Origin of the sequence: Paraburkholderia sp. SIMBA_054, from assembly GCF_046534875.1 — a bacterium.
Taxonomy (GTDB): domain Bacteria; phylum Pseudomonadota; class Gammaproteobacteria; order Burkholderiales; family Burkholderiaceae; genus Paraburkholderia; species Paraburkholderia hospita.
In genome coordinates this window covers 1-21,290 of the sequence record NZ_JAWRXV010000102.1, presented here as the reverse complement: position 1 = coordinate 21,290, position 21,290 = coordinate 1, and the positions used below count along the sequence as shown (strand labels likewise).

At 64.3% G+C, this 21,290-nt stretch carries 20 protein-coding genes; 4 read left to right on the top strand and 16 right to left on the bottom strand.

Annotation, left to right across the window (positions count from 1 at the left end; all coding sequences use genetic code 11):
* Window positions 1–326 precede the first annotated feature (326 nt).
* Genes SB822_RS52200 through SB822_RS52190 form a run of 3 tightly spaced genes read left to right on the top strand, consistent with a single transcriptional unit; the run spans window position 327 to window position 2,418 of the window.
* Window positions 327–1,043 carry a TetR/AcrR family transcriptional regulator gene (locus SB822_RS52200; protein ID WP_007583486.1) on the top strand — a complete coding sequence of 239 codons (717 nt, stop codon included), beginning with the start codon at window positions 327–329 and terminating at the stop codon, window positions 1,041–1,043.
* 2 nt (window positions 1,044–1,045) lie between these two features.
* Window positions 1,046–1,630 (top strand): TIGR00730 family Rossman fold protein, encoded by a 585-nt coding sequence (locus tag SB822_RS52195; protein ID WP_007583485.1) that lies wholly within the window; start codon window positions 1,046–1,048, stop codon window positions 1,628–1,630.
* Window positions 1,631–1,671: 41 nt separating this feature from the next.
* Entirely contained in the window at window positions 1,672–2,418 is a 747-nt protein-coding gene (locus tag SB822_RS52190; RefSeq protein WP_007583483.1) for an SDR family oxidoreductase, read from the top strand.
* A gap of 6 nt (window positions 2,419–2,424) precedes the next feature.
* Here SB822_RS52190 and SB822_RS52185 read toward each other — a convergent pair whose 3' ends face one another.
* The 16 genes from SB822_RS52185 to SB822_RS52110 all read right to left on the bottom strand — a co-directional run bounded on the left by SB822_RS52185 (window position 2,425) and on the right by SB822_RS52110 (window position 20,166).
* On the bottom strand, window positions 2,425–3,060 hold the full coding sequence (locus SB822_RS52185) for a DUF924 family protein (RefSeq protein WP_007748144.1): 636 nt from the start codon (window positions 3,058–3,060) through the stop codon (window positions 2,425–2,427).
* Window positions 3,057–3,788: an alanyl-tRNA editing protein gene (locus tag SB822_RS52180; RefSeq protein ID WP_007748142.1), complete on the bottom strand. Its 732-nt coding sequence runs from the start codon at window positions 3,786–3,788 to the stop codon at window positions 3,057–3,059. Before SB822_RS52180 ends, SB822_RS52185 begins: the two co-directional genes overlap by 4 nt.
* Before the next feature lie 161 nt (window positions 3,789–3,949).
* On the bottom strand, window positions 3,950–4,360 hold the full coding sequence (locus SB822_RS52175; protein WP_007583477.1) for a group II truncated hemoglobin: 411 nt from the start codon (window positions 4,358–4,360) through the stop codon (window positions 3,950–3,952).
* Between the two features lie 61 nt (window positions 4,361–4,421).
* Complete coding sequence (locus SB822_RS52170) at window positions 4,422–6,923, bottom strand: ABC transporter permease (RefSeq protein WP_410858460.1); 2,502 nt, start codon at window positions 6,921–6,923, stop codon at window positions 4,422–4,424.
* 128 nt (window positions 6,924–7,051) lie between these two features.
* Entirely contained in the window at window positions 7,052–7,663 is a 612-nt protein-coding gene (locus SB822_RS52165; protein ID WP_007583473.1) for a DUF4126 domain-containing protein, read from the bottom strand.
* 254 nt (window positions 7,664–7,917) lie between these two features.
* Window positions 7,918–8,238: a quaternary ammonium compound efflux SMR transporter SugE gene (gene sugE, locus SB822_RS52160; RefSeq protein ID WP_007749639.1), complete on the bottom strand. Its 321-nt coding sequence runs from the start codon at window positions 8,236–8,238 to the stop codon at window positions 7,918–7,920.
* Between the two features lie 160 nt (window positions 8,239–8,398).
* Entirely contained in the window at window positions 8,399–9,097 is a 699-nt protein-coding gene (gene kdpE, locus SB822_RS52155; RefSeq protein ID WP_007583470.1) for a two-component system response regulator KdpE, read from the bottom strand.
* Window positions 9,094–11,964: a DUF4118 domain-containing protein gene (locus SB822_RS52150; protein ID WP_007583469.1), complete on the bottom strand. Its 2,871-nt coding sequence runs from the start codon at window positions 11,962–11,964 to the stop codon at window positions 9,094–9,096. Before SB822_RS52150 ends, kdpE begins: the two co-directional genes overlap by 4 nt.
* A gap of 978 nt (window positions 11,965–12,942) precedes the next feature.
* The gene (gene kdpC, locus SB822_RS52145; RefSeq protein ID WP_007583467.1) at window positions 12,943–13,524 is read right to left on the bottom strand and encodes a potassium-transporting ATPase subunit KdpC; all 582 of its coding nucleotides are present in this window, start codon (window positions 13,522–13,524) and stop codon (window positions 12,943–12,945) included.
* Between the two features lie 41 nt (window positions 13,525–13,565).
* On the bottom strand, window positions 13,566–15,650 hold the full coding sequence (kdpB, locus tag SB822_RS52140) for a potassium-transporting ATPase subunit KdpB (RefSeq protein WP_086918175.1): 2,085 nt from the start codon (window positions 15,648–15,650) through the stop codon (window positions 13,566–13,568).
* An 80-nt stretch (window positions 15,651–15,730) separates the two neighbouring features.
* A complete protein-coding gene (gene kdpA / locus SB822_RS52135) occupies window positions 15,731–17,536 on the bottom strand; it encodes a potassium-transporting ATPase subunit KdpA (RefSeq protein WP_086918174.1) in 1,806 nt (601 codons plus the stop codon).
* Window positions 17,533–17,625, bottom strand: a complete 93-nt coding sequence (gene kdpF, locus SB822_RS52130) for a K(+)-transporting ATPase subunit F (RefSeq protein ID WP_007583461.1) — start codon at window positions 17,623–17,625, stop codon at window positions 17,533–17,535. Before kdpF ends, kdpA begins: the two co-directional genes overlap by 4 nt.
* On the bottom strand, window positions 17,622–17,735 hold the full coding sequence (locus SB822_RS52125; RefSeq protein ID WP_007583456.1) for a hypothetical protein: 114 nt from the start codon (window positions 17,733–17,735) through the stop codon (window positions 17,622–17,624). The genes kdpF and SB822_RS52125 overlap by 4 nt, the downstream gene beginning before the upstream one ends.
* 161 nt (window positions 17,736–17,896) lie before the next feature.
* On the bottom strand, window positions 17,897–18,871 hold the full coding sequence (locus tag SB822_RS52120; protein WP_410858458.1) for a quinone oxidoreductase family protein: 975 nt from the start codon (window positions 18,869–18,871) through the stop codon (window positions 17,897–17,899).
* Window positions 18,872–18,936: 65 nt separating this feature from the next.
* Window positions 18,937–19,326 carry a methylglyoxal synthase gene (locus tag SB822_RS52115; RefSeq protein ID WP_007583451.1) on the bottom strand — a complete coding sequence of 130 codons (390 nt, stop codon included), beginning with the start codon at window positions 19,324–19,326 and terminating at the stop codon, window positions 18,937–18,939.
* A gap of 60 nt (window positions 19,327–19,386) precedes the next feature.
* Window positions 19,387–20,166 carry an SDR family oxidoreductase gene (locus SB822_RS52110; RefSeq protein WP_079499141.1) on the bottom strand — a complete coding sequence of 260 codons (780 nt, stop codon included), beginning with the start codon at window positions 20,164–20,166 and terminating at the stop codon, window positions 19,387–19,389.
* A 271-nt stretch (window positions 20,167–20,437) separates the two neighbouring features.
* Between SB822_RS52110 and upp the strand changes: the two genes are divergently transcribed.
* Window positions 20,438–21,088, top strand: coding sequence for a uracil phosphoribosyltransferase (gene upp, locus SB822_RS52105; RefSeq protein ID WP_410858459.1), 651 nt, complete (start codon window positions 20,438–20,440; stop codon window positions 21,086–21,088).
* The last annotated feature ends 202 nt before the right edge of the window (window positions 21,089–21,290 follow it).

Here is a 21,290-nt window from a genome sequence, read left to right as displayed (position 1 = left end):
TTTCTTTTGCCTACTTTTCTTTGCGGCGGCAAAGAAAAGTAGGTGCCGCCCCGCACAGGGGCGACGCTTGAAGCGCGAAGGCAAATCGCGGATGCCGGCGAAAAGGCTAGAACAACCAAACCAGCCGCGCCACAAAGGCATAACGCGGATGCCCGCGCACAGCCAAAACCCCAAACAAACCCGCCCGCGCAGCAAAAACCCAAAACCAAACCAGCGTCGCAGACAGAACCAAATCCCATCGAACGGTCGGTTTATAATCGGGAAGACAGCCTGAACAAACCCCAAAACCCCAGCCCGGGCAGCGCAGCAAGCCCGCCAAGGACGATATGGAAGCCAAACCTCCCCGCCGCACGCGCGAACGGATTCTCGAGCTATCGTTGAAGCTCTTCAACGAGATCGGCGAGCCGAACGTCACGACGACGACGATCGCCGAGGAAATGGAAATCAGTCCAGGCAACCTGTACTACCACTTCCGCAACAAAGACGACATCATCAACAGCATCTTCAGCCAGTTCGAGCAGGAGATCGAAAAGCGTCTGCGTTTCCCGGACGACCATCGCGCAACCATCGACGAAATGTGGTCGTATCTGCAGTACATGGTCGATTTCACATGGCGCTACCGCTTCCTGTATCGCGACCTGAACGATCTGCTCGCACGCAACCGCACGCTGGAAACACACTTCAAACAGATCATCAGCCACAAGGTGCGCTTCGCGAGCCAGTTCTGCGAGCAGCTCGTGGCCGACAACGAAATGGTCGCGACACCCGACGAGCTCAAAGTCATCGCGACCAACATCGGCGTGATCGCGACCTACTGGCTGTCGTATCAGTTCGTCATGAATCCGCGCAAGTACAACGAACAGGAAGCGATCCAGGCCGAACTGCATCAGGTCAGCGTACAGATCGTGTCGCTGATGGCGCCGTATCTGCGCGGACGCTCGCGCGAACTGTTCGACGATCTGGTGTCGGGCAAGCATCCGCAGCGCGAGTTCTACGACTATCTGCCGCCGCGCGAACCTCGCAACGAATCGAAGGACAGGTAACGATGAAGGCAGTCTGTGTCTATTGCGGCTCCTCCAACGGAGTCAAACCGCTATACCGCGAGGCCGCGAAGGCGTTCGGACGCGCGCTCGTCGCGGCGAACCTGTCGCTCGTCTACGGCGGCGGCAAAGTCGGCCTGATGGGCGTGATCGCCGACGAAGTCATGGCCGCGGGCGGCCGCGCGATTGGCGTGATTCCCGAGTTGCTGGTCAACAAGGAAGTCGGCCACAACGGCCTGTCGGAACTGCACGTCGTGCCCGACATGCATCAACGCAAGAAGATGATGGCCGATCTCTCCGACGCGTTCGTCGCGATGCCGGGCGGCGCAGGCACGCTCGAAGAGCTGTTCGAGGTCTACACGTGGGCGCAGCTTGGCTATCATCAGAAGGCAGTGGCCGTGCTGAATATCGACGGCTTCTACGATCCGTTGATCGCGATGCTCGAACACACGGTGCAGGAGGGCTTCATGCGCCAGACGTACTTCGACATCCTGCAGGTCGACAGCGATCCCGCCGCCCTGATCGAGAAGCTGCAACGCTACCAACCGCCCACAAGCGACAAGTGGGCGGACAACCGCGAGCGCGTGTGATGCACGTTGAGCGCTTTCCTGCTGCATAGCGAGGGGCAAGCATGACGAAAGTGGTTCTGATCACGGGCGCGAGCCGCGGCATCGGTCGCGCGACGGCGCGCATGCTCGGCGCGCACGGCTGGTCGGTCGGCGTGAACTACGCAACTAATGAAGCGGCCGCCAAACAAACGGCCGCCGAAGTCGGGCGCGCAGGCGGCCACGCGCGCCTGATCGCGGGCGACGTCGCCGACGAAGCGCAAGTCATCGCGATGTTCGATGCGGTGGAGCATGCGTTTGGCCGCATCGACGCGCTCGTCAACAACGCGGGTATCGTCGCGCCTTCGATGCCGCTCGCCGATATGGACGCCACGCGCCTGAAGCGCATGTTCGACGTCAATGTGTACGGCGCGTATCTGTGCGCGCGAGAGGCGGCGCGGCGCATGTCGAAGGATCGTGGCGGACATGGCGGCGTGATCGTCAATGTATCGTCGGCGGCGTCGCGGCTTGGCTCGCCGAACGAATACGTCGATTACGCCGGCTCGAAGGGCGCGGTCGACACGATGACGATCGGCCTCGCGAAAGAACTCGGCCCGCAGGGCATCCGCGTGAACGCAGTGCGCCCCGGACTGATCGACACCGACATCCACGCGAGCGGCGGCCGTCCCGACCGCGCCGCGGTGCTCGGCGTGCAGACGCCGCTAGGCCGTCCGGGAACGGCCGACGAAGTCGCTGAAGCAATCGTCTGGTTGGTGAGTGACGCGTCGTCGTATGTGAACGGCGCACTGCTGGATGTCAGCGCGGGCCGCTGAGCAAATCTAGAACGACGACCCCGGCTCGCGCAAAAACGCGACCTCCTCATCGCTCGACGGACGCCCGAGCAGCGCATTGCGATGCGGAAAGCGTCCGAAGCGCTCGACGATCTGCGCATGCCGCACAGCCGAGCGCGCATACGAAGGGTCCAGCCCTTGTGCTTCGAGCAGCGTGTAAAGACGCACGCCTTCACGCTGCCCTTCCACCGTCTCATCGTGCTCGAACGGAATGTACGCGAACGCGCGGTGATAGACGGTCGGCAGCAACACATCGCTGCCCTCTTCGATCATGCGGCGCGTGATGGTCATCGCCTGCGCGTCGCCGTCGTACATGCGCGCCGTTCGCCGATGACAGTTGCGCGTGAACTGGTCGAGCACGATCACGAGCGCCAGCGAGCCGAGCGGCGTCGCGAGCCATGCATTGAGTTCATGCGCGAGCGCCGCTTCGATCGACGTACCGAAACGCTCGCGCAGCATCGCGTCGAACGCGTCGCTGCGTTTGAACCAGCGCTTCTGGTCCTTGCCATATTCATCCGAACCCGGCGTGCCGAACCAGCAATCGAGCACATCGCGCGCGGTCGGATCGAGTGCCTCGTAGTCCGCTTCCGGCGAGTACGCCGCCGCGTCGAAACGCACGCTCATGCGAACTCCAGCACGAGCCGCCGCGTGCGCGCGCTTTTCTTTTCCAGCTTCGCGACGCGCAGCGCGCCGATCTCTTCCGTGTTGTGCACATGTGTACCGCCACACGGTTGCAGATCGACGCCTTCGATGCGCAGCAGCCGCACGCGCCCGAGGCCGATCGGCGGCTTCACGCTCATCGTGCGGACCAGTTCGGGGCGCGCCGCCATTTCATCGTCGGTGATCCATTGCGTTGCCACCGCGTGCGCGCCGCCCACCAGCTCTGCGAGCCGCGTTTCGACGAGCTCGCGTTCAATGGGCTCGACGGTCGCGAAGTCGAGGCGTGCGTAGTCGGACGTGATGCTGCAGCCATCGACGGGATACGGCAGCACCGCGCACATCAGGTGGCTCGCCGTGTGCAGGCGCATGTGCCGGTAGCGGCGCGTCCAGTCGATCTGCGCCGTCACCTTCTGGCCAACCGCAAGCTGCGCGAGCAGCGCTTCCTGGCCGGGCGCGGGAACGTGGACGGCGTCGTCGGGCGTCGCGCCTTCGAACTTCGCCTTGCGAGTGTCGGCGATCTCGATACGCGTGCCGTCGGCGAGCGCAAATGCGCCCGCGTCGCCCGCCTGGCCGCCGCCGAGGGGATAAAACACGGTTTGATCGAGATGGATGCCCTGCTCGTCGAGCGCGGTGATGGTCGCGTCGCAGTGGGTCAGATAGGCGTCGTCGCGAAACAGCGCGCGCGTCGTCATAGGGAGTCTCCTTTGTGCTTTTGTCGTGCCAGCGGACATTATGCCGATGCCGCCAACGCCCGCCGCGTTCAGATCGAAGCACTCCCGACCGAACTGTACCGGCCACTCTGGCACGACGCTTTTACGACGCGCAGCACTTCCGCTCGCTGTCGGCCAGAACGTCAGCCCGGATGATTGCGCATCCAGTCGGCCGTATCGAAGAACGAATGCAGCAGGCGTTCACGCAGCGGCTCGGGCAGGCCGACGTCGTCCATCGCCCACGCCATGCAGCGCAGCCACTGATCGCGCTCCACCGACGCAATCTGGAACGGCAGATGCCGCGCGCGCAGACGCGGATGGCCGAAGCGGCTGATGTAATGATCGGGGCCGCCGAGCCAGCCGCACAGGAACCAGAACAGCTTGTCGCGCGAGCCGTCGAGCGTCGGCGGATGCAGCTTGCGGATATCGGCGAAGTCGGCTTCGAGGTCCATCAGGTCGTAAAAACGGTCGACGATTTCGCGCACGCGCGCTTCGCCGCCCACCAGTTCGAAGGCTGTCGGCTGCGACGGCGCTTCGTCAATCGGATCAGTCATACGGGCAACTACACAGTCAAAGGAATTTCAGGAAGGCGGACGCTGCTACACACATCAAGCATCACGCATCGCGCAGCGATTGCAGCGCGGGCCGCATCAGCACATGCCGCAGGCTGAGCCACCCGCCAACGGCCGCGCACACCACGCCCGCCGCAATACCCGCGGGCAGGAGCCACGGGTTGAAGTTGATCGAAAAGTCGAACACGCGCGACGCGAGCACGAAGCCGATCAGCTGCGAGCCGATCGCCGCCATCAGCCCCGACAACGCACCGACCACGACGAACTCCGCGACCTGCACCGCGCGCACCTGCGCGTGCGACGCGCCGAGCGCGCGCAGCAGCGCGGATTCTCGCATACGCTCGTCGCGCGTGCCCGCGAGCGCGGCGTACAACACCAGCACGCCCGCGAACAGTGTGAAGCCGAACAGGAACTGCACGGCGCCGATCACCTGGCCGATCACGCGCTGCACCTGCGCAAGAATCGGCGCGGTATCGATCGCGGTGAGGTTCGGATACTGGCCGATCAGTCCGTCGATCACCGCGCGCTGCCCGGGCGGCACATGGAAGCTCGTGATGAAGGTCGCCGGATAGTCCTTCAGCGCGGCGGGCGGCATCACGACGAAGAAGTTGACCTTGAACGAGCTCCAGTCGAGCTTGCGCACGCTCGTCACGGGCGCGTCGACCTGCAGGCCCGTCACGTCGAAGCGCAGCGTGTCGCCGACCTTCACCTTGAGAATCTTCGCGAGGCCCTGTTCGATAGAAATCTGCGGATTCGTCGCGTTGCCGTACCACTCGCCTGACACAACCCGGTTGTCGCCCGGCAACTGTGTCGTGTACGAAAGGTTGAACTCGCGATCCACCAGCCGTCGCGCGTCCTCGCTCTTGAAGTCGTCGGGATTGACGGGCTTGTCGTTGATCGCGATCAGGCGGCCGCGCACCATCGGCGCAAGCTCTACGCCGGGAAAACCGTGCCCCGACAGATAGTTCGTAACGAGATCGCGCTGGTCAGGCTGGATGTCGATGATGAATTCGTTCGGCGCGTCGGGCGGCGTCGAACGCTGCCAGCCTTCGATCAGATCGTTGCGCGTCATCGCGATCAGCAGCAGGCACATCAGGCCGATCGCGAGCGCGGTGATCTGTAGCGCGCTCGAATTCGAGCGGCGCTCCAGCGACGCAAGCGCATAGCGCCAGCCAATGCCGATATGAAAGCGCTCGCTGCGCACGACACGTGCCGCGCCCCACAGCGCCAGACGCGCGATCAGTGCGAACAGCAGCAGGCCGCCCGCGAAGCCGCCCGCGACGATCCCGCCGATCTTCAGTTCGCCCGCGGCGAGAATCAGCAGCCCCGCGAACAGCACGATGCCGAGCGCGTAGGCCGCCCACGCGGTGCGCCCTTCTTCGCCCCACTCGCGACGCAGCACGCGCACGGGCGGCACATGCGTCAACGGCAACAGCGGCGGCAGCGCGAAACCGACCAGCAGCACGAGACCGGCGGCGATGCCTTCGAGCGCGGGCCAGACAGTCGGATACGGCAACGACACGTCGATCAGGCTGCCGAGCCACCAGAAGAGCGCGAGATGCCCGCCGAAGCCAAGCACCACGCCCGCCACGCCGCCGACCAGACCGAGTCCCGCGAATTCGAACAGGAACAGCGCGCGCAGGGTTCGCTGGCTTGCGCCAAGGCAGCGCATCGCCGCGCAGCTATCGAGATGCCGCCGCATGTACCGATGCGCGGCCATCGCGATCGCGACAGCGGCAAGCAGCGCCGTCAGCAGCGACACGAGCGTGAGGAAGTGGCTCGCGCGGTCGAGCGTCTGGCGCACCTGCGGCTGGCCGTCCTGCAGCGACTCCAGCGCGTAGCCGCGCATCTTGCCGTTGTCGACGCGCTCATGCGCCCACTTCGCAAACGACGCAACCGGCTCGTCGCCGCCCGCCACCAGCAGGCGATACGCGACGCGGCTACCGTAGCCCGTCAGTCCCGTCGAAGCGAGATCGTCGGCGCGCATCATCAGGCGCGGCGAGAAATTGACGAACGCGAAACCGCGATCCAGCTCGCGCGTGATCAAGGCGCCAATCGTGAAATCGCGCCCGCCCACTTTCACCTTGTCGCCGATGCGCGCCTTCAGCGCGTCCAGCATCTGCTGATCGACCCACACCTCGCCAAGGGGCGGGATGCCGCGTACCTCACGATCGGGCGCGCCCGCCGTGAGCGCGATCTTCAGCTCGCCGCGCAGCGGATAGCCCGCCGACACCGCTTTCACCGCCGCGAGCCGCGAGACCGGCTGTGACCCAGGCGTGGAAGCCGTCGAGTTGACCATGCTTGGGAAAATCGCCGTCGTCGCCGTGTCGAGGCCGAGCGCTTTGGCCTTGTCGGCGAATTGCGGATCGACGGGATGGTCGGAGCGGACGATGAAATCGGCAGCGATCATGCGCCGTGCATCGCGCTCGAGACCTTGATGCAACCGGTCGGCCAGAAAGCCGACGCTGGACAGCGCCGCGACGGCCAGCACGAGCGCGAGCAGCAACATCGTCAGTTCGCCCGCGCGCCAGTCGCGCGCCGTCATGCGCAGCGACTGATGCAGCAAATGGCCCAGCGACAGCCGGTGCGCGGGCGCGCGCCGCTCATGGCGGTCGCGCGGGGATTCAGGCGGAAGCTCGGGCGGAGCCTCGGTGGTGACGCGTTCGGCTTCGCTCAATCGTGACGGCTCCGCGCGAATCGCGACACCATATGCGTCGCCATGCCGCGAAAGCCGCCCTGCACACCGCGCCACAGGCGCGGCAGCACCCAGCTCGCCAACACGAGGAAGCCGACCAGCAGCACGAGAAACAGCACGGGGACGAACAGCGCGAGCAGCAACCCGCCGAACACGAGCCCGTCCTCAGCCGACGACGTGACAATGTTTGAGACCGGCTCCGGCGACAGATTGATCAGCGCCCGCGTGCCCGCCTTAGTCAGATGCGACGCGCCGGCGAGCGTGCCACCTGCCAGCGCGGCGACCGTCATCAGCGCCGGATCGGCGTGACCGAGCGCGCCGACGGCCAGCATGGCGCCTGCGGGAATGCGGATGAACGTGTGGACGGCATCCCACAGCGAATCGAACGCTGGAATCTTGTCGGCGAGAAATTCGGCGAGCGTCAGGACGGCCGCTGCACCGATCACCCACGGCGACTGCAACACGGACAGCGTATCGGGAAGATGGATGAAACCGGCGCGCCCGAAGACGCCCGCTATCAGGACGGTCAGATAAAGGCGCAAGCCGCTGCCCCAGGAGAGGCCCGCTGCAAGCGAAAGAGGTTCAAGCATGACCGCCTCCGAGGCGCGCATCGCGTGCCGTCAGTTCCGGCGGCTGTGCCATGGAACGGTGGGAAGCGCCAGTGGCTCCGCCCGCCGAAGCCGCCGGACCCGCGCATCAAGGCCGCGCGGAGCAATTTCAGGGTGATTTCCGTCTCATTATAGCCACGTCAATCCGCCGACCGCACGGCTGCGCGGCGGTTTGTAGCGTGATTGCGGCAATTTCCAGACGAATGGCGTGCTTTGGCGAGCCGGCGGGCGGCCGATCAGTGCCCCGACGAGAGCTTCAAACCGATCAGTCCGACGACGATCAGCACCGCGCTGCCGACGCGCGCCGCCGTCACTGCCTCGCCCATCATCACGATGCCGAAAATGAACGCGCCGACCGCGCCGATGCCCGTCCAGACCGCGTAGGCCGTGCCGAGCGGCAACTGGCGCATCGCCATTGCAAGCAGCACGAAGCTGCCGAGCGCCGTCACAATCGTGAAGACGGACGGCCAGAGGCGGGTAAAACCTTCGGATGTCTTGAGACCGGCCGCCCATGCGACTTCCAGCAAACCGGCGATAAACAGAAGAATCCAGGACATGAGACGAACTCCCAATGATGATGGGGCCGTCCCCGTTGAAAGCGGATGCAGCAAGGTCGTCCTTGCCGTACGTCATTATATCAAAATGGACCGATTTTTACCGCCCTTTCATACCTGATCCGATATAACGCGACCCCATGCCGCGCCCTGTCACGGTGGATCAGGCGACGCCGACCAGCCGGTAGCCGACGCCCGTCTCGGTGACGATATGCTCGGGCTGCGCCGGATCGCGTTCCAGCTTCTGCCGCAAATGCGCCATGTAGATGCGCAGATAGTGATGGCTTTCCACATGTGACGGCCCCCACACGTCGCGCAGCAACTGCCGGTGCGTGAGCACGCGGCCCGCGTGGCGCACGAGCGTGGCGAGCAGCCGGTATTCGAGCGGCGTCAGATGGACGGGCTCGCCGTCGCGCGACACCTGGCGCAGCGCCAGATCGACCGTCACGCCGCCGAAGTGCACCTGCGGCGTCTCGTTGGCACCGCCCTGGTTGCGCCGACGCAGATGCGCGCGGATCCGCGCGAGCAGTTCGGACACGCCGAACGGCTTGGTCAGATAGTCGTCGGCGCCCGCGTCGAGCGCGGCCACCTTTTCGCTCTCCTGCGTGCGCGCCGACAGCACGATCACGGGCAGCTCGCTCCAGCCGCGCAGTTCGCGGATCACGTCGAGGCCGTCGGTATCGGGCAGGCCGAGGTCGACGATCACAAGGTCGGGCTTGCGCGTCGCGGCTTCGATCAGCCCCTGCTTGCCCGTGGGCGCGTCGTACACGACCATGCCCTCGCCTTCCAGCGATGCCCGCACGAAGCGGCGAATCTGTTGTTCGTCTTCGATCAGTACGACAGTGATGCTCAGGTCACTCATGAGTGGGTATTCGGATGCGTGTCGGCTTGTTGTCGATGAGGCGGATCGGTGTCCGGGTCTGCGTGCGCTTCGGTGTCCGGTTCGACCGCTGCGTCGTCGTCGAGGACGTCGGACCCGTCAGGCACGGGCGGCGGCGTTTCGATGGGCAGCGTGAACCAGAAGCGCGCGCCTTCGATGCGGCCATCGGCGGCGACGCGGTTGGCCGCGCCAATTCTACCGCCATGCGCCTCGGCGATCGCGCGGCAGATCGCAAGGCCGAGGCCGATGCCCGGCTTTGCTGATTCCTTTTCGCCGCGCGTGAATTTCTCGAAGATGCGCGCTTCCATGCCGGGCGGCAAGCCCGGTCCCGTGTCGTCGACGGTTACGCGCACGAATTGCTTGCCGTTCTCGTCGATGCGCTGCGCGCCGATTGTCAGCGGCGTGTCGGGCGGCACGTACTTCGCCGCGTTCTCGAACAGGTTCGCGAAGAGCCGTTCGAGTAGCACGGCATCGAGCTGCAGCAACGGCAGATCGGCGGGCAGCGACACCTGCACGGGATGACGCGCGAGCGTGCGCCGGCAGTCGCGCAGCGCCGAGCCGACCGTCTCTTCGAGCAGCGACCATTGCCGGTTCAGCTTCAGACTGCCCGCCTGCAGACGCGCCATGTCGAGCAGATTCGTGACGATGCCCGTCATGCGCAACGCTTCTTCGTGGATCGCGTCGACGAGTTCGCCTTGCGCCTCGTTGCTGGCGTCGCGCGGCTGGCCGGCGAGCATCGAAGAAAAGCCGACGATCGCCGTGAGCGGCGTGCGCAGATCGTGCGAAATCGCCGACAGCAGCGAGTTACGCAGCCGCTCGGACTCCATGTTCACGAGCGCGTCGCGCGCGATATCGACGTAATGCACACGCTCCAGCGCGAGCGCGATCTGCGCGGCGAACGCGTCCAGCATGCGCTGCTGCTCGGGCACGTCGAGTTCGTGCTTGTCCTGCATCGAGACGGCCAGCACGCCGCGCGTGCGCATCGGCGCGCGCAGCGGCAAATAGAGCGCCTTCGCGGCGGGCAGCGTGTCGGTGCCCTGGCCCGCGGGCTTCTGCTGGTCGTACACCCACTGGCCGACATCGACGTCGAGCGAGGTCGCGTCGAGCATGATGGTCTCGTCGGGATCGTCGACTTTCTGCTTCACCTGATCCGCGCTGTCGGGCAACAACACCGCGACGCGCGCGCGAAACACCTCGCTCACATGACGGCTGCCGATGCCGACGATCTGCTCCGTCGTCAGCGCCGCCGCCAGTTCGCGCGCCATTGCGTACATGGCGCCTGTGCGCTGTTCGCGCCTGCGCGCGACGCTCGCCTCGTGCCGCAGGCTCGACGTCAGATGGCCGATCACGAGCGACGTCAGCAGCATGCCGAGGAAGGTCAGCAGGTATTGCGTATCCGACACCGACAACGACATGCGCGGCGGCACGAAGAAGAAATCGAACGCGGCGACGGACAGGAACGACAGCATCACGCCGGGCCCGCGTCCCAACTTCACGGCCGTGAAGATCACGCCGAGCAGATACAGCATTACGAGGTTCGCGAGATCGATCCGGTCGATCAGCTGGCTCGCGATCAGCGTCACGCCCGCGCAGATCGCGACTGCCCACGCGTAATTGCGCGGCGGCGAACGGCGATCGCGCGCGGCGATCAGCGCATCTCGCCATGCGCGTCCTTCTTCGTCGGCGCGGCGATCGCGGGTCGTTCCTGCTTCGTCGTTGCTTGCGCGGATCAGCGTGAGATCGAGGTCGCTTGCGCGTTCCGCGAGGCGCTCGCCGAACGGGCGGCGTAACCAGCGCGCGAGGCCGGTGGCCGACGAGCCGCCCGCTATCAGCTTCGACACGTTGCGCACGCGGGCGTAGCCGATCAAGGTCGAGACGGCGTCGGCGCCCGCGAGCGTTCCCGTTTCCGCGCCGAGTTCGGCGGCGAGCTTGAGCGCGTCGAGCGTGCGTTCGCGGCGTGCGTCGGAGAGCCGTTGCAGCTTTGGCGTTTCGACGTAGACGGCGATCCAGTCCGCCTTCAGGCTCGCCGCGAGACGCGCGGCCGCGCGCACCAGCAGCGGCGCCTCGGGGCCGGGCCCGACGCACACGAGGAGCCGTTCGCGCGCCTGCCAGATGCGCTGAATCGAGCGATCGGCGCGGTACTCGCGCATTTGCGCATCGACGCGATCGGCCGTGCGGCGCAGCGCCAGTTCGCGCAACGCGATCAGATTGCCCTTGCGGAAGAAGTTGCGCACGGCGCGCTCGGCCTGTTGCGGCATGTAGACCTTGCCGTCGCGCAGGCGGTCGAGCAGTTCTTCGGCGGGCAGGTCGACGAGCGTCACTTCGTCGGCGCGGTCGAAGACGCGGTCGGGGACCGTTTCCCACACGCGGATGCCGGTGATCTGGCCGACGACGTCGTTGAGGCTTTCGAGGTGCTGGACGTTGACGGTCGTGTAGACGTCGATGCCGGCATCGAGCAGTTCGTAGACGTCTTGCCAGCGTTTGGCGTGGCGTGCGCCTTGTACGTTTGAGTGGGCTAGTTCGTCGACGAGGATCAACTGCGGTTTGCGTTCGAGCGCGGCGTCGAGGTCGAATTCGCCTAGCAGGCGGCCGCGGTATTCGATGCGGGCGAGCGGCAGCACGTCGAGGTCTTTGAGCAGCGCGGCTGTTTCGCTGCGGCCGTGGGTTTCCGCTATTCCTACGACTACGTCGATGTTCTCGTCTTTTCGGCGACGTGCTGCTTGCAACATTGCATAGGTCTTGCCGACGCCGGCTGATGCGCCGAAAAAAATCTTCAGCTTGCCGCGCTGGCGTTTTTCTTCTTCGCGCTGGAGTTTGTCGAGCAGTTCGTCGGGGTCGGGGCGGGACATGGTGTTGGGTTTGGGGGTTTTGCACTTCCGTGCGGATATGGTGACATGGTTTTTTTGTTTTTTGTCTGCGACGCTGGGTTGGTTTGCTGGTGTTTTTGCTCGTATCCGCGAGGTGGTGTCTGCACTTCACACGTTGCCCGTGTGCGCTTGGCTTTTTTGCTGGCATCCGCGATTTGTTAGCGTGCTTCAAGCGTTGCCCCTGTGCGGGGCGGCACCTACTTTTCTTTGCCGCCGCAAAGAAAAGTAGGCAAAAGAAAGCGGCTAACACCGCCAAATCTTCTTCGTGCCTGAGGGCCCCCAACCGGTCCCTTACTTCACGCGGCAACTTCTCGATTCACGTTCGTTGCCAGCGCTCTTGCGGTGCGCCTCATCCGGCTTCACGCACCCGCAACCCAGCATGCCATGCCAGACAGTCCACTGCCGCCCAGGTGGCAAACTATGTGTCGGCCCAGGTGCTACACACGCTCCACTCCGGACCGATAGCGCACGCGTTCCACCATGTAAGTGTGCCAAGCTGTACGCCGCGACAACCTACACACAGTTTGCCACCTGGGCGGCATATACCATTCGCTGCCGCTCGCTCAAGTACGGGTATTCGAAGCGGGTGAGGCGCTCATTTAGAGCGTTGGCAGCGAACGCAAACAACTGCGCTGCCGTGTGAAGCGTGGGAACGTTGAGGGCCCGTGGGCAAACGCCAAGTGTTGGCGGTGTTAGCCGCTTTCTTTTGCCTACTTTTCTTTGCGGCGGCAAAGAAAAGTAGGTGCCGCCCCGCACAGGGGCAACGCTTGAAGCACGAAGGCAAGACGCGGATGCCAGCACAGAGGCAAAACGCGGATGCCAGCGCAAGAGCAACAAAACCAAACCTGATGCCACCGCAAACCCAAGCAAACCAACCCAGCGTCGCAGACAGAAAAAACCCAAAAAAAGCCCGGGGCCAACGCCATCACCAAAAAAACGTCGCCCCGGGAAGGTCACAACTCATCCACGCTGCGCGTCATCCAGCGCCAGATTCAGCTCGAGCACATTAACCCGCGCCTCGCCAAACAGCCCAAACTGCCGCCCATGCGTATAGCGATCAACGAGAGCGGCCACGTCATTGGCATTCATCTTCCGCGCAGCAGCAACCCGCTCAACTTGAAAAGCCGCCGCCGCAGGCGAAATCTCCGGATCAAGACCACTACCCGAAGAAGTCACGAGATCAACAGGAACAGCCGTATCAGCAGGCATATGCCCAGCAGCCTTCAGAGCGTCGAGACGACCTTTAACCTCATCGGCGAGAGCCGGATTAATCGGCCCGATATTCGAGCCGCTCGAACCCTGCGCGTTATACGGCATCGGCGCCGTCGCCGACAAACGCCCCCAGAAGTACTGCGGCGCATCGAACTGCTGCCCGATCAGCCGTGAGCCGACTACCTTGCCGTCCTTCTCGAGCATGCTGCCGTTGGCCTGGTCGTGAAAGACAGCCTGGCCGAACGCCGTCATCACGGCAGGATACGCAAGCCCGGTCACAGCCGTCAGCACGGCGAAGATCACCACCATCGGGCGAAAAAGCGATTTCATGATTCAGATTCCTCGTTCAGTTATCGACGATCGCACAGCCATCAGGCCCAGCCACACGCGGTCAGCACCATGTCGATCAGCTTGATGAACGGGAACGGCAGCAGAATCCCGCCCAACCCATAGACCAGCAAATTACGACGCAACAGCGATGCGGCGCCCAGCGGACGATACGTCACGCCCTTCAGCGCGAGCGGGATCAGCGCCACGATGATCAGCGCATTGAAGATCACCGCCGACAAAATTGCCGACGACGGCGAGCTCAGATGCATCACATCGAGCACGCGCAACTGCGGATACGTAGTCGCGAACGCGGCCGGAATGATCGCGAAGTACTTGGCGACGTCATTCGCAATCGAGAACGTCGTCAACGAGCCGCGCGTCATCAGCATCTGCTTGCCGATCTCGACGATCTCGATCAGCTTGGTCGGATTCGAATCGAGATCGACCATGTTGCCCGCTTCCTTCGCTGCCTGCGTGCCCGTGTTCATCGCGACCGCGACGTCGGCCTGCGCGAGCGCCGGCGCATCGTTGGTGCCGTCGCCCGTCATCGCGACAAGCCGGCCTTCCGCCTGATGCGCGCGGATCGTCGCGAGCTTCGTTTCCGGCGTGGCTTCGGCGAGGAAATCGTCGACGCCCGCTTCCGCTGCGATGGCCGCCGCCGTCAGACGGTTGTCGCCCGTCACCATCACGGTCTTGATGCCCATCTTGCGCAGTTCGGCAAAGCGCTCCTTGATACCGCCCTTCACCACGTCCTTCAACTCGATCACGCCGAGCACGCGCGCCGGGCCTTCCGTCTTTTCCGCCACCACGAGCGGCGTGCTGCCGCGACGCGCGACTTCCGCGACCGCGTTCGACACATCGGTCGGGAAACGCCCGCCGTTCGCTTCGACGTATTGCTTCACTGCGTCGGCAGCGCCCTTGCGGATTTCACGGCCTGCGAGATCGACGCCACTCATGCGCGTCTGCGCGCTGAACGCGATAAACACGGGATGCAGAACGGCCATGTCGCGCTGACGAATGTTGAAGCGCTGCTTCGCGAGCACGACGATGCTGCGGCCTTCCGGCGTTTCGTCGGAGAGCGACGACAGTTGCGCAGCATCCGCGAGCGTCTCTTCGCTCACGCTCGACGCCGGAATGAACGTCGATGCCTGCCGGTTGCCGAGCGTGATCGTGCCCGTCTTGTCGAGCAGCAGCACGTCGACGTCGCCAGCCGCTTCGACGGCACGGCCCGACGTCGCGATGACGTTCGCCTGCATCATGCGGCTCATGCCCGCCACGCCGATCGCGGACAACAAGCCGCCGATCGTCGTCGGAATCAGGCACACGAGCAGCGCGACGAGCGCGGTGATCGTCACGACGTGCCCCGCCTTCGCGGCTTCGACGGAGAACATCGAGAACGGCAGCAGCGTCGCGGTGGCGAGCAGCAGCACAATGGTCAACGCGACGAGCAGAATGGTCAGCGCGATTTCATTCGGCGTCTTCTGACGCTTCGCGCCTTCGACCATCGCGATCATGCGGTCGAGGAACGCTTCACCAGGATTGGCCGTGACGCGCACGACGATCCAGTCCGACAGCACGCGCGTGCCGCCCGTCACCGATGAGAAGTCGCCGCCCGACTCGCGGATCACAGGCGCGGATTCACCCGTGATGGCCGACTCGTCGACGGACGCCACGCCTTCGATCACTTCACCGTCGGCGGGAATCACGTCGCCCGTTTCGACCAGCACCACGTCGCCGCGGCGCAGGTCGGAGGCCGTCATGATGCGGATCGGCGACTTCGGATGCGGCTCGTTGAGCTTCTTCGCCATCACGTCTTTCTTCGCGCTGCGCAGCGATGCCGCCTGCGCTTTCGAGCGCCCTTCGGCGAGCGCTTCAGCGAAGTTCGCGAACAGCACCGTGAACCAAAGCCACAGCGACACCGCGAGAATGAAGCCCGCGGGCGCCTCGGCCTGGCCCAGCAGCGCGGCGATCCAGAGGATCGTCGTCAGGATGCTGCCGACGTACACGCAGAACATCACCGGATTGCGGAACTGCGTGTGCGGCTTGAGTTTCTTGAACGAGTCCACGATCGCCGGGCGCACGAGCGCCGGATCGAACATGGACCGGGTAGCGGAATGGTCAGTCATTTCTTCCTCTAATTGCTTCGCCGATTTCTTGCGCCTGCTTCTTGAGCCTTCTTGCGCTGTTGTGCGGCATATGCAGTCCGTTAGTGGCCCGCGATCATCATCAGATGTTCGACGCCGGGGCCGAGCGCGAGCGCGGGCACATACGTGAGCGCGCCGACCAGCAGCACCGTGCCGAGCAGCAGCACGACGAACAGCGGTCCATGCGTCGGCAGCGTGCCGCCCGTCACCGCGATGCGCTTCTTCGCGGCCAGCGAGCCGGCAATCGCGAGCACCGGAACGATCGTGCCGAAGCGGCCGAACCACATCGCCACTGCCGTCAGCCAGTTGTAGAACGGCGTGCTCACCGTGAGACCCGCGAACGCGCTGCCGTTGTTGTTGGCGGCCGAACTGAACGCGTACAGAATTTCGGAGAAGCCATGCGCGCCCGGATTCATGATGCCGGCCTTGCCCGCGTCGGTGAGCACGGCAATCGACGTCGCGACGAGCACGAGCAGCGGCGTGAGCAGCACGACGATCGACACCATCTTCATCTCGTACGCTTCGATCTTCTTGCCGACGTATTCAGGCGTGCGGCCGATCATCAGGCCCGCAACGAACACCGCAAGCAACGCGAACACCAGCATCCCGTACAGACCCGAACCCACGCCGCCGAAGATCACTTCGCCGAGTTGCATCAACAGCATCGGCACGAGGCCGCCGAGCGGCGTCAGCGAGTCATGCGTGTTGACCACGGCGCCGCACGAAGCCGCCGTCGTCGCAACCGTGAAGATGCCCGACTGCGCGATGCCGAAGCGCGTTTCCTTGCCTTCCATGTTGCCGCCCGGCTGCAGCGCGGTCGCCGACTGATCGACATGCAGCGACGTGAAGAGCGGATTGCCGCCTTGCTCCGCGCCGATCTCGCCCGCGATACACACGGCGAATGCGATCGTCATCACCGCGAGCACGGCCACGCCTTGCCGGCGGTCGCCGATCATGCGGCCAAACACGAGACACAGCGCAGCAGGGATGATCAGGATCGAGAAGATCTGCACGAAGTTCGAGAACGGCGTCGGGTTCTCGTACGGATGCGCGGAGTTGCCGTTGAAGAAGCCGCCGCCGTTCGTGCCGAGCATCTTGATCGCTTCCTGCGTGGCAACGGGGCCCATCGCGATGGTCTGCGTCTTGACAGGCGTATCGACCATCACCGGGTTGCCCTTCGCGTCCTTCACGGGGTTGCCTTGGGCATCCGTTTTCGGCGCGGAGTACGTCGTGGTCTGCAGCGTCGGCACGTCCTCGTACGACTTGAAGTTCTGGATCACGCCTTGGCTCATCAGGAGCGCTGCGACGATCGCCGACATCGGCAGCAGCACATAGAGCGTCACGCGCGTGATGTCGACCCAGAAGTTGCCGATGGTCTTTGCGGTGTGGCGCGCAAAGCCGCGTACCAGCGCGATCACGACGACGATGCCCGTTGCCGCCGACAGGAAGTTCTGCACGGTGAGGCCGAGCATCTGCGTCAGATAGCTCAGGGTCTGCTCGCCCGAATAGTCCTGCCAGTTCGTGTTGGTGACGAAGCTGATGGCCGTGTTGAATGCGCCGTCGACCGTCATCGCGCTGAACTGCTGCGGATTGCCCGGCAACAGACCTTGCACGCGCAGCAGCACGTAAAGGAACGCGACGCCAAGCAGGTTGAACGCGAGCGTGGCGATTGCGTAGTGCTTCCAGCTCATTTCCTGCTCAGGGTCGACGCCCGCGAGACGGTACAGCAGACGCTCGATGGGCCCGCCCAGCTTGACGACGCGCGACGTGCCGTCCATCACGCGCGTCAGATAGCGCGAAACGGGCACGGCAGCAGCGAGCAGCACGACGATGAAGAGCGCCGGCTGCAAGACATTGTTGAGGTTCATTCAATGTCCTCCGCGCGCAGCAGCGCATAGACGAGATAAGCAAACAGCAGCGCGGTTGCCGCGCCCGATAGCCAGAGGATCCAGTTCACGAGCGCGCTCCCTGACCACGGCCGTAGCGCGTCAACTTCTCGCATCCGGCGATCAACCCAAAGGTCAGCGCAGCAAAAAGCGCGATGCCCCCGACGTACAGCACATCCATTTCATGTTCTCCATTAGTTGGACGATGGATGGTCCGAACGTTATGCCCATTGACGTAAAGGGCAGGTCAAAGATGGGTGAGGGAGTGTAAAAAAGGTGTAAACGGAAAAGGCCGCTTCACGTCACGCGTGAAGCGGCCTTCATAGTTGCGGCGAGGGTTGCTTACGGCACCAGAACCGTCGACCCCGTCGTCCTGCGCGCCTCCAGATCCGCATGCGCCTTACCCACGTCGGCGAGCGCATAGCGCTGATTGATGCTCGTCTTCACCTTGCCCGACGCGATCACGTCGAACAGTTCGGCCGTCATCGCATCGAAGTCGCTGCGCTTGCCCATATACGTAAACAGCGTCGGCCGCGTGAAGAACAGCGAGCCGCGCCCGGCGAATTCCGATGAATCGATCGGCGGCAACGGGCCCGACGCATTGCCGAAGCTCACGAACATGCCGAGCGGCGCCAGGCAATCGAGCGACGCCGTAAACGTATCCTTGCCGATCGAGTCGTACACGACGGGCACACCGGCGCCGTTCGTAATCTCGCGCACGCGCTTTGTGAAGTTCTCGCGCGTGTACACAATGGGATGGTCGCAGCCGTGCGCCTTCGCGATCTCCGCCTTCTCGTCGGAACTGACCGTGCCGATCACCGTCGCGCCCAGCGCCTTCGCCCATTGGCATACGAGCAGCCCGACACCGCCCGCGGCCGCCTGGATCAGGATCGTGTCGCCCTGCTTCACGGGATACGTGCGGCGTAGCAGATATTGCGCGGTCAGCCCTTGCAGCATCACGGAAGCGGCTTGTTCGTAGTCGATCGCATCGGGCAGTTTCACCACCTGCGCCGCGGGCAGCACACGCTCTTGCGTGTACGCGCCCGGCGGCCGCGCGACGTACGCGACGCGGTCGCCCGCCTTCAGATCCGTCACGCCGGCGCCGACGGCGGTCACCTCGCCCGCCGCCTCCATTCCGAGGCCGCCTGGCAACGGCAGCGGATACAGCCCGGTGCGGAAATACACGTCGATATAGTTCAGGCCGACTGCATGCTGTTTGATGCGGATTTCGCCGTTGCCCGGCGCGCCCACTTCGACGTCGACCCACTTCATCACTTCCGGGCCGCCTGTCTTGTCGAATCGAATTGCCTTGGTCATGTCATCTCCAGATTTATTCGTTGCCTGGTTCGTGTTGATTGCGCGGTTGAAAGCGGCCGACGCCGTCAGACCTGATGGTTCAGACGCAGTGTCAGCACGTCGAGGATCATCCGCGCCGTCGAGATGTTGGTCGCGCACGGCACGTTGTGGACATCACACGCGCGGACCAGCGCATTGATGTCCGGCTCGTGCGGCTGCGGCGTCATCGGGTCGCGCAGGAAAATCACCATATCGACATTGCCTTCGGCCAGTTGCGCGCCGATCTGCAGGTCGCCGCCGTGCGGGCCGGACAGCATCCGCTCGACTTTCAGGCCATGCGCGTCGGTGATGCGCGAGCCCGTCGTGCCCGTCGCGATCAGATCGCAGCGCGACAGCGTGTCGACGTACTCGCCCGCCAGCCTGACGATGTCGTCCTTCTTATGGTCGTGCGCGATCAGCGCGACGCGTGTTGTCATGTCGTTGCTCCTCATGTGTTGTCGTTATGGTGTTCGCGATGTGCCGCAAAGGGCCGTGCATCAATAGGTGCCGGGATACGAGCCGCCGTCGATCAGCCAGTTCTGCCCGGTGATATAGCCCGCGTGCACGCTGCACAGGAACGCACAGGCGCGGCCGAATTCGTCGGGCGTGCCGAAGCGGCGTGCGGGAATCGTCGCCATGCGCTGCTTGCGCGCTTCGTCGACGGAGATGTTCTGCGATTTCGCCGATGCCTCGAACGTCACGGCGATACGGTCCGTGTCGAACAGGCCCGGCAGCAGGTTGTTGATCGTCACGCCGTCCGGCGCCACCTTGCGCGCGACGCCCGCGACGAAGCCCGTCAGCCCCGAGCGCGCGCCGTTCGACAGGCCGAGCACATCGATAGGCGCCTTTACCGACGAGCTCGTGATATTCACCACGCGCCCGAAGCCGCGCGAAATCATGCCGTCGATGGTCGCGCGGATCAGTTCGATCGGCGTGAGCATGTTCGCTTCGAGCGCGCGGATCCAGTCGTCGTGCGTGAAGTTGCGGAAGTCGCCGGGCGGCGGGCCGCCCGCATTGTTGACGAGAATGTCAGGCTGCGGACACGCGGCGAGCGCCGCGGCGCGGCCTTCGGGGGTGGTGATGTCGCAGGCCACCGCTTTCACGTCGACGCCCGTCTTCGAGCGGATCGCGGCCGCCGTGGCTTCGAGCGTTTCAGCCGTGCGCGCGACGATCGTCACGTTCACGCCTTCGGCCGCCAGCGCCTCGGCGCAGCCGCGCCCCAGTCCCTTGCTTGCCGCGCACACCAGCGCGGTCTTTCCTGCGATGCCCAGATCCATGTGTATTTTCCTGTTGTCGTGCGCGCAACGAGCGGGACATGCCTGCGCATTACGCCCGGGGTGGTCGGTCAACTGTCCCCCGATTCTAGAAGAATCGACGCGGCGCTGCCGGACGTCGCTGATATACCTTTCATCAGCATCCGTCTCTTTGCGCCGCCCTTCCGGTAAACTTGCAGCCATGGCGCAGCCGCGCGCCGCCGCCCGTTGCGGGGCACGCGCGCCGCGCCAACCCATCGTCAGCCAGCTCAACTTCGCCGCGAGGCGCCCCGTCATGACTCAGGACTGCCGTTTTCCCAATCTTTTCATCCTCGATCACCCGCTGATCCAGCACAAGCTGTCGCACATGCGCGACCGCGACACGTCCACGCGGACGTTCCGCGAGTTGCTGCGCGAGATCACGCTGCTGATGGGCTATGAAATCACCCGCAACCTGCCGATGACGACTCGTCGCGTGAGCACGCCGCTCGTCGATATCGACGCGCCTGTGATCGCTGGCAAGAAGCTTGCGATTGTGCCCGTGCTGCGCGCGGGTGTTGGCATGTCGGACGGGCTGCTGGAGCTGATTCCGTCGGCGCGGGTCGGGCATATTGGGGTGTATCGCGATGATGATCATCGGCCGGTCGAGTATCTGGTGCGGTTGCCTGATCTCGAGGATCGCAATTTTATTCTTTGTGATCCGATGGTCGCGACGGGGTATTCGGCTGTGCATGCTATCGACGTGCTGAAGCGGCGTGGTGTCGCGGGTGAGAATATCTCGTTCCTCGCGCTTGTGGCCGCGCCTGAAGGCGTGCAGGTGTTTCAGGATGCGCATCCGGATGTGAAGCTGTACGTTGCTTCGCTCGATTTGCATCTGAATGAGCATGCTTACATTATTCCTGGGCTTGGGGATGCTGGGGATCGGTTGTTCGGGACGAAGAACTAGCTTTTTTTTGCCCTTCGGGCCGTTCGTGGATTTGCGGTGGCATCCGCGGCTGGGCCTTCGCGGCGCGGCCTGTTTGGTTTTTTCGGGGTTTTCGCTGGCATCCGCGGTTTGCCTTCGTGCTTCATGCGTCGCCCCTGTGCGGGGCAGCACCTACTTTTCTTTGCCGCCGCAAAGAAAAGTAGGCAAAAGAAAGCGGCTAACA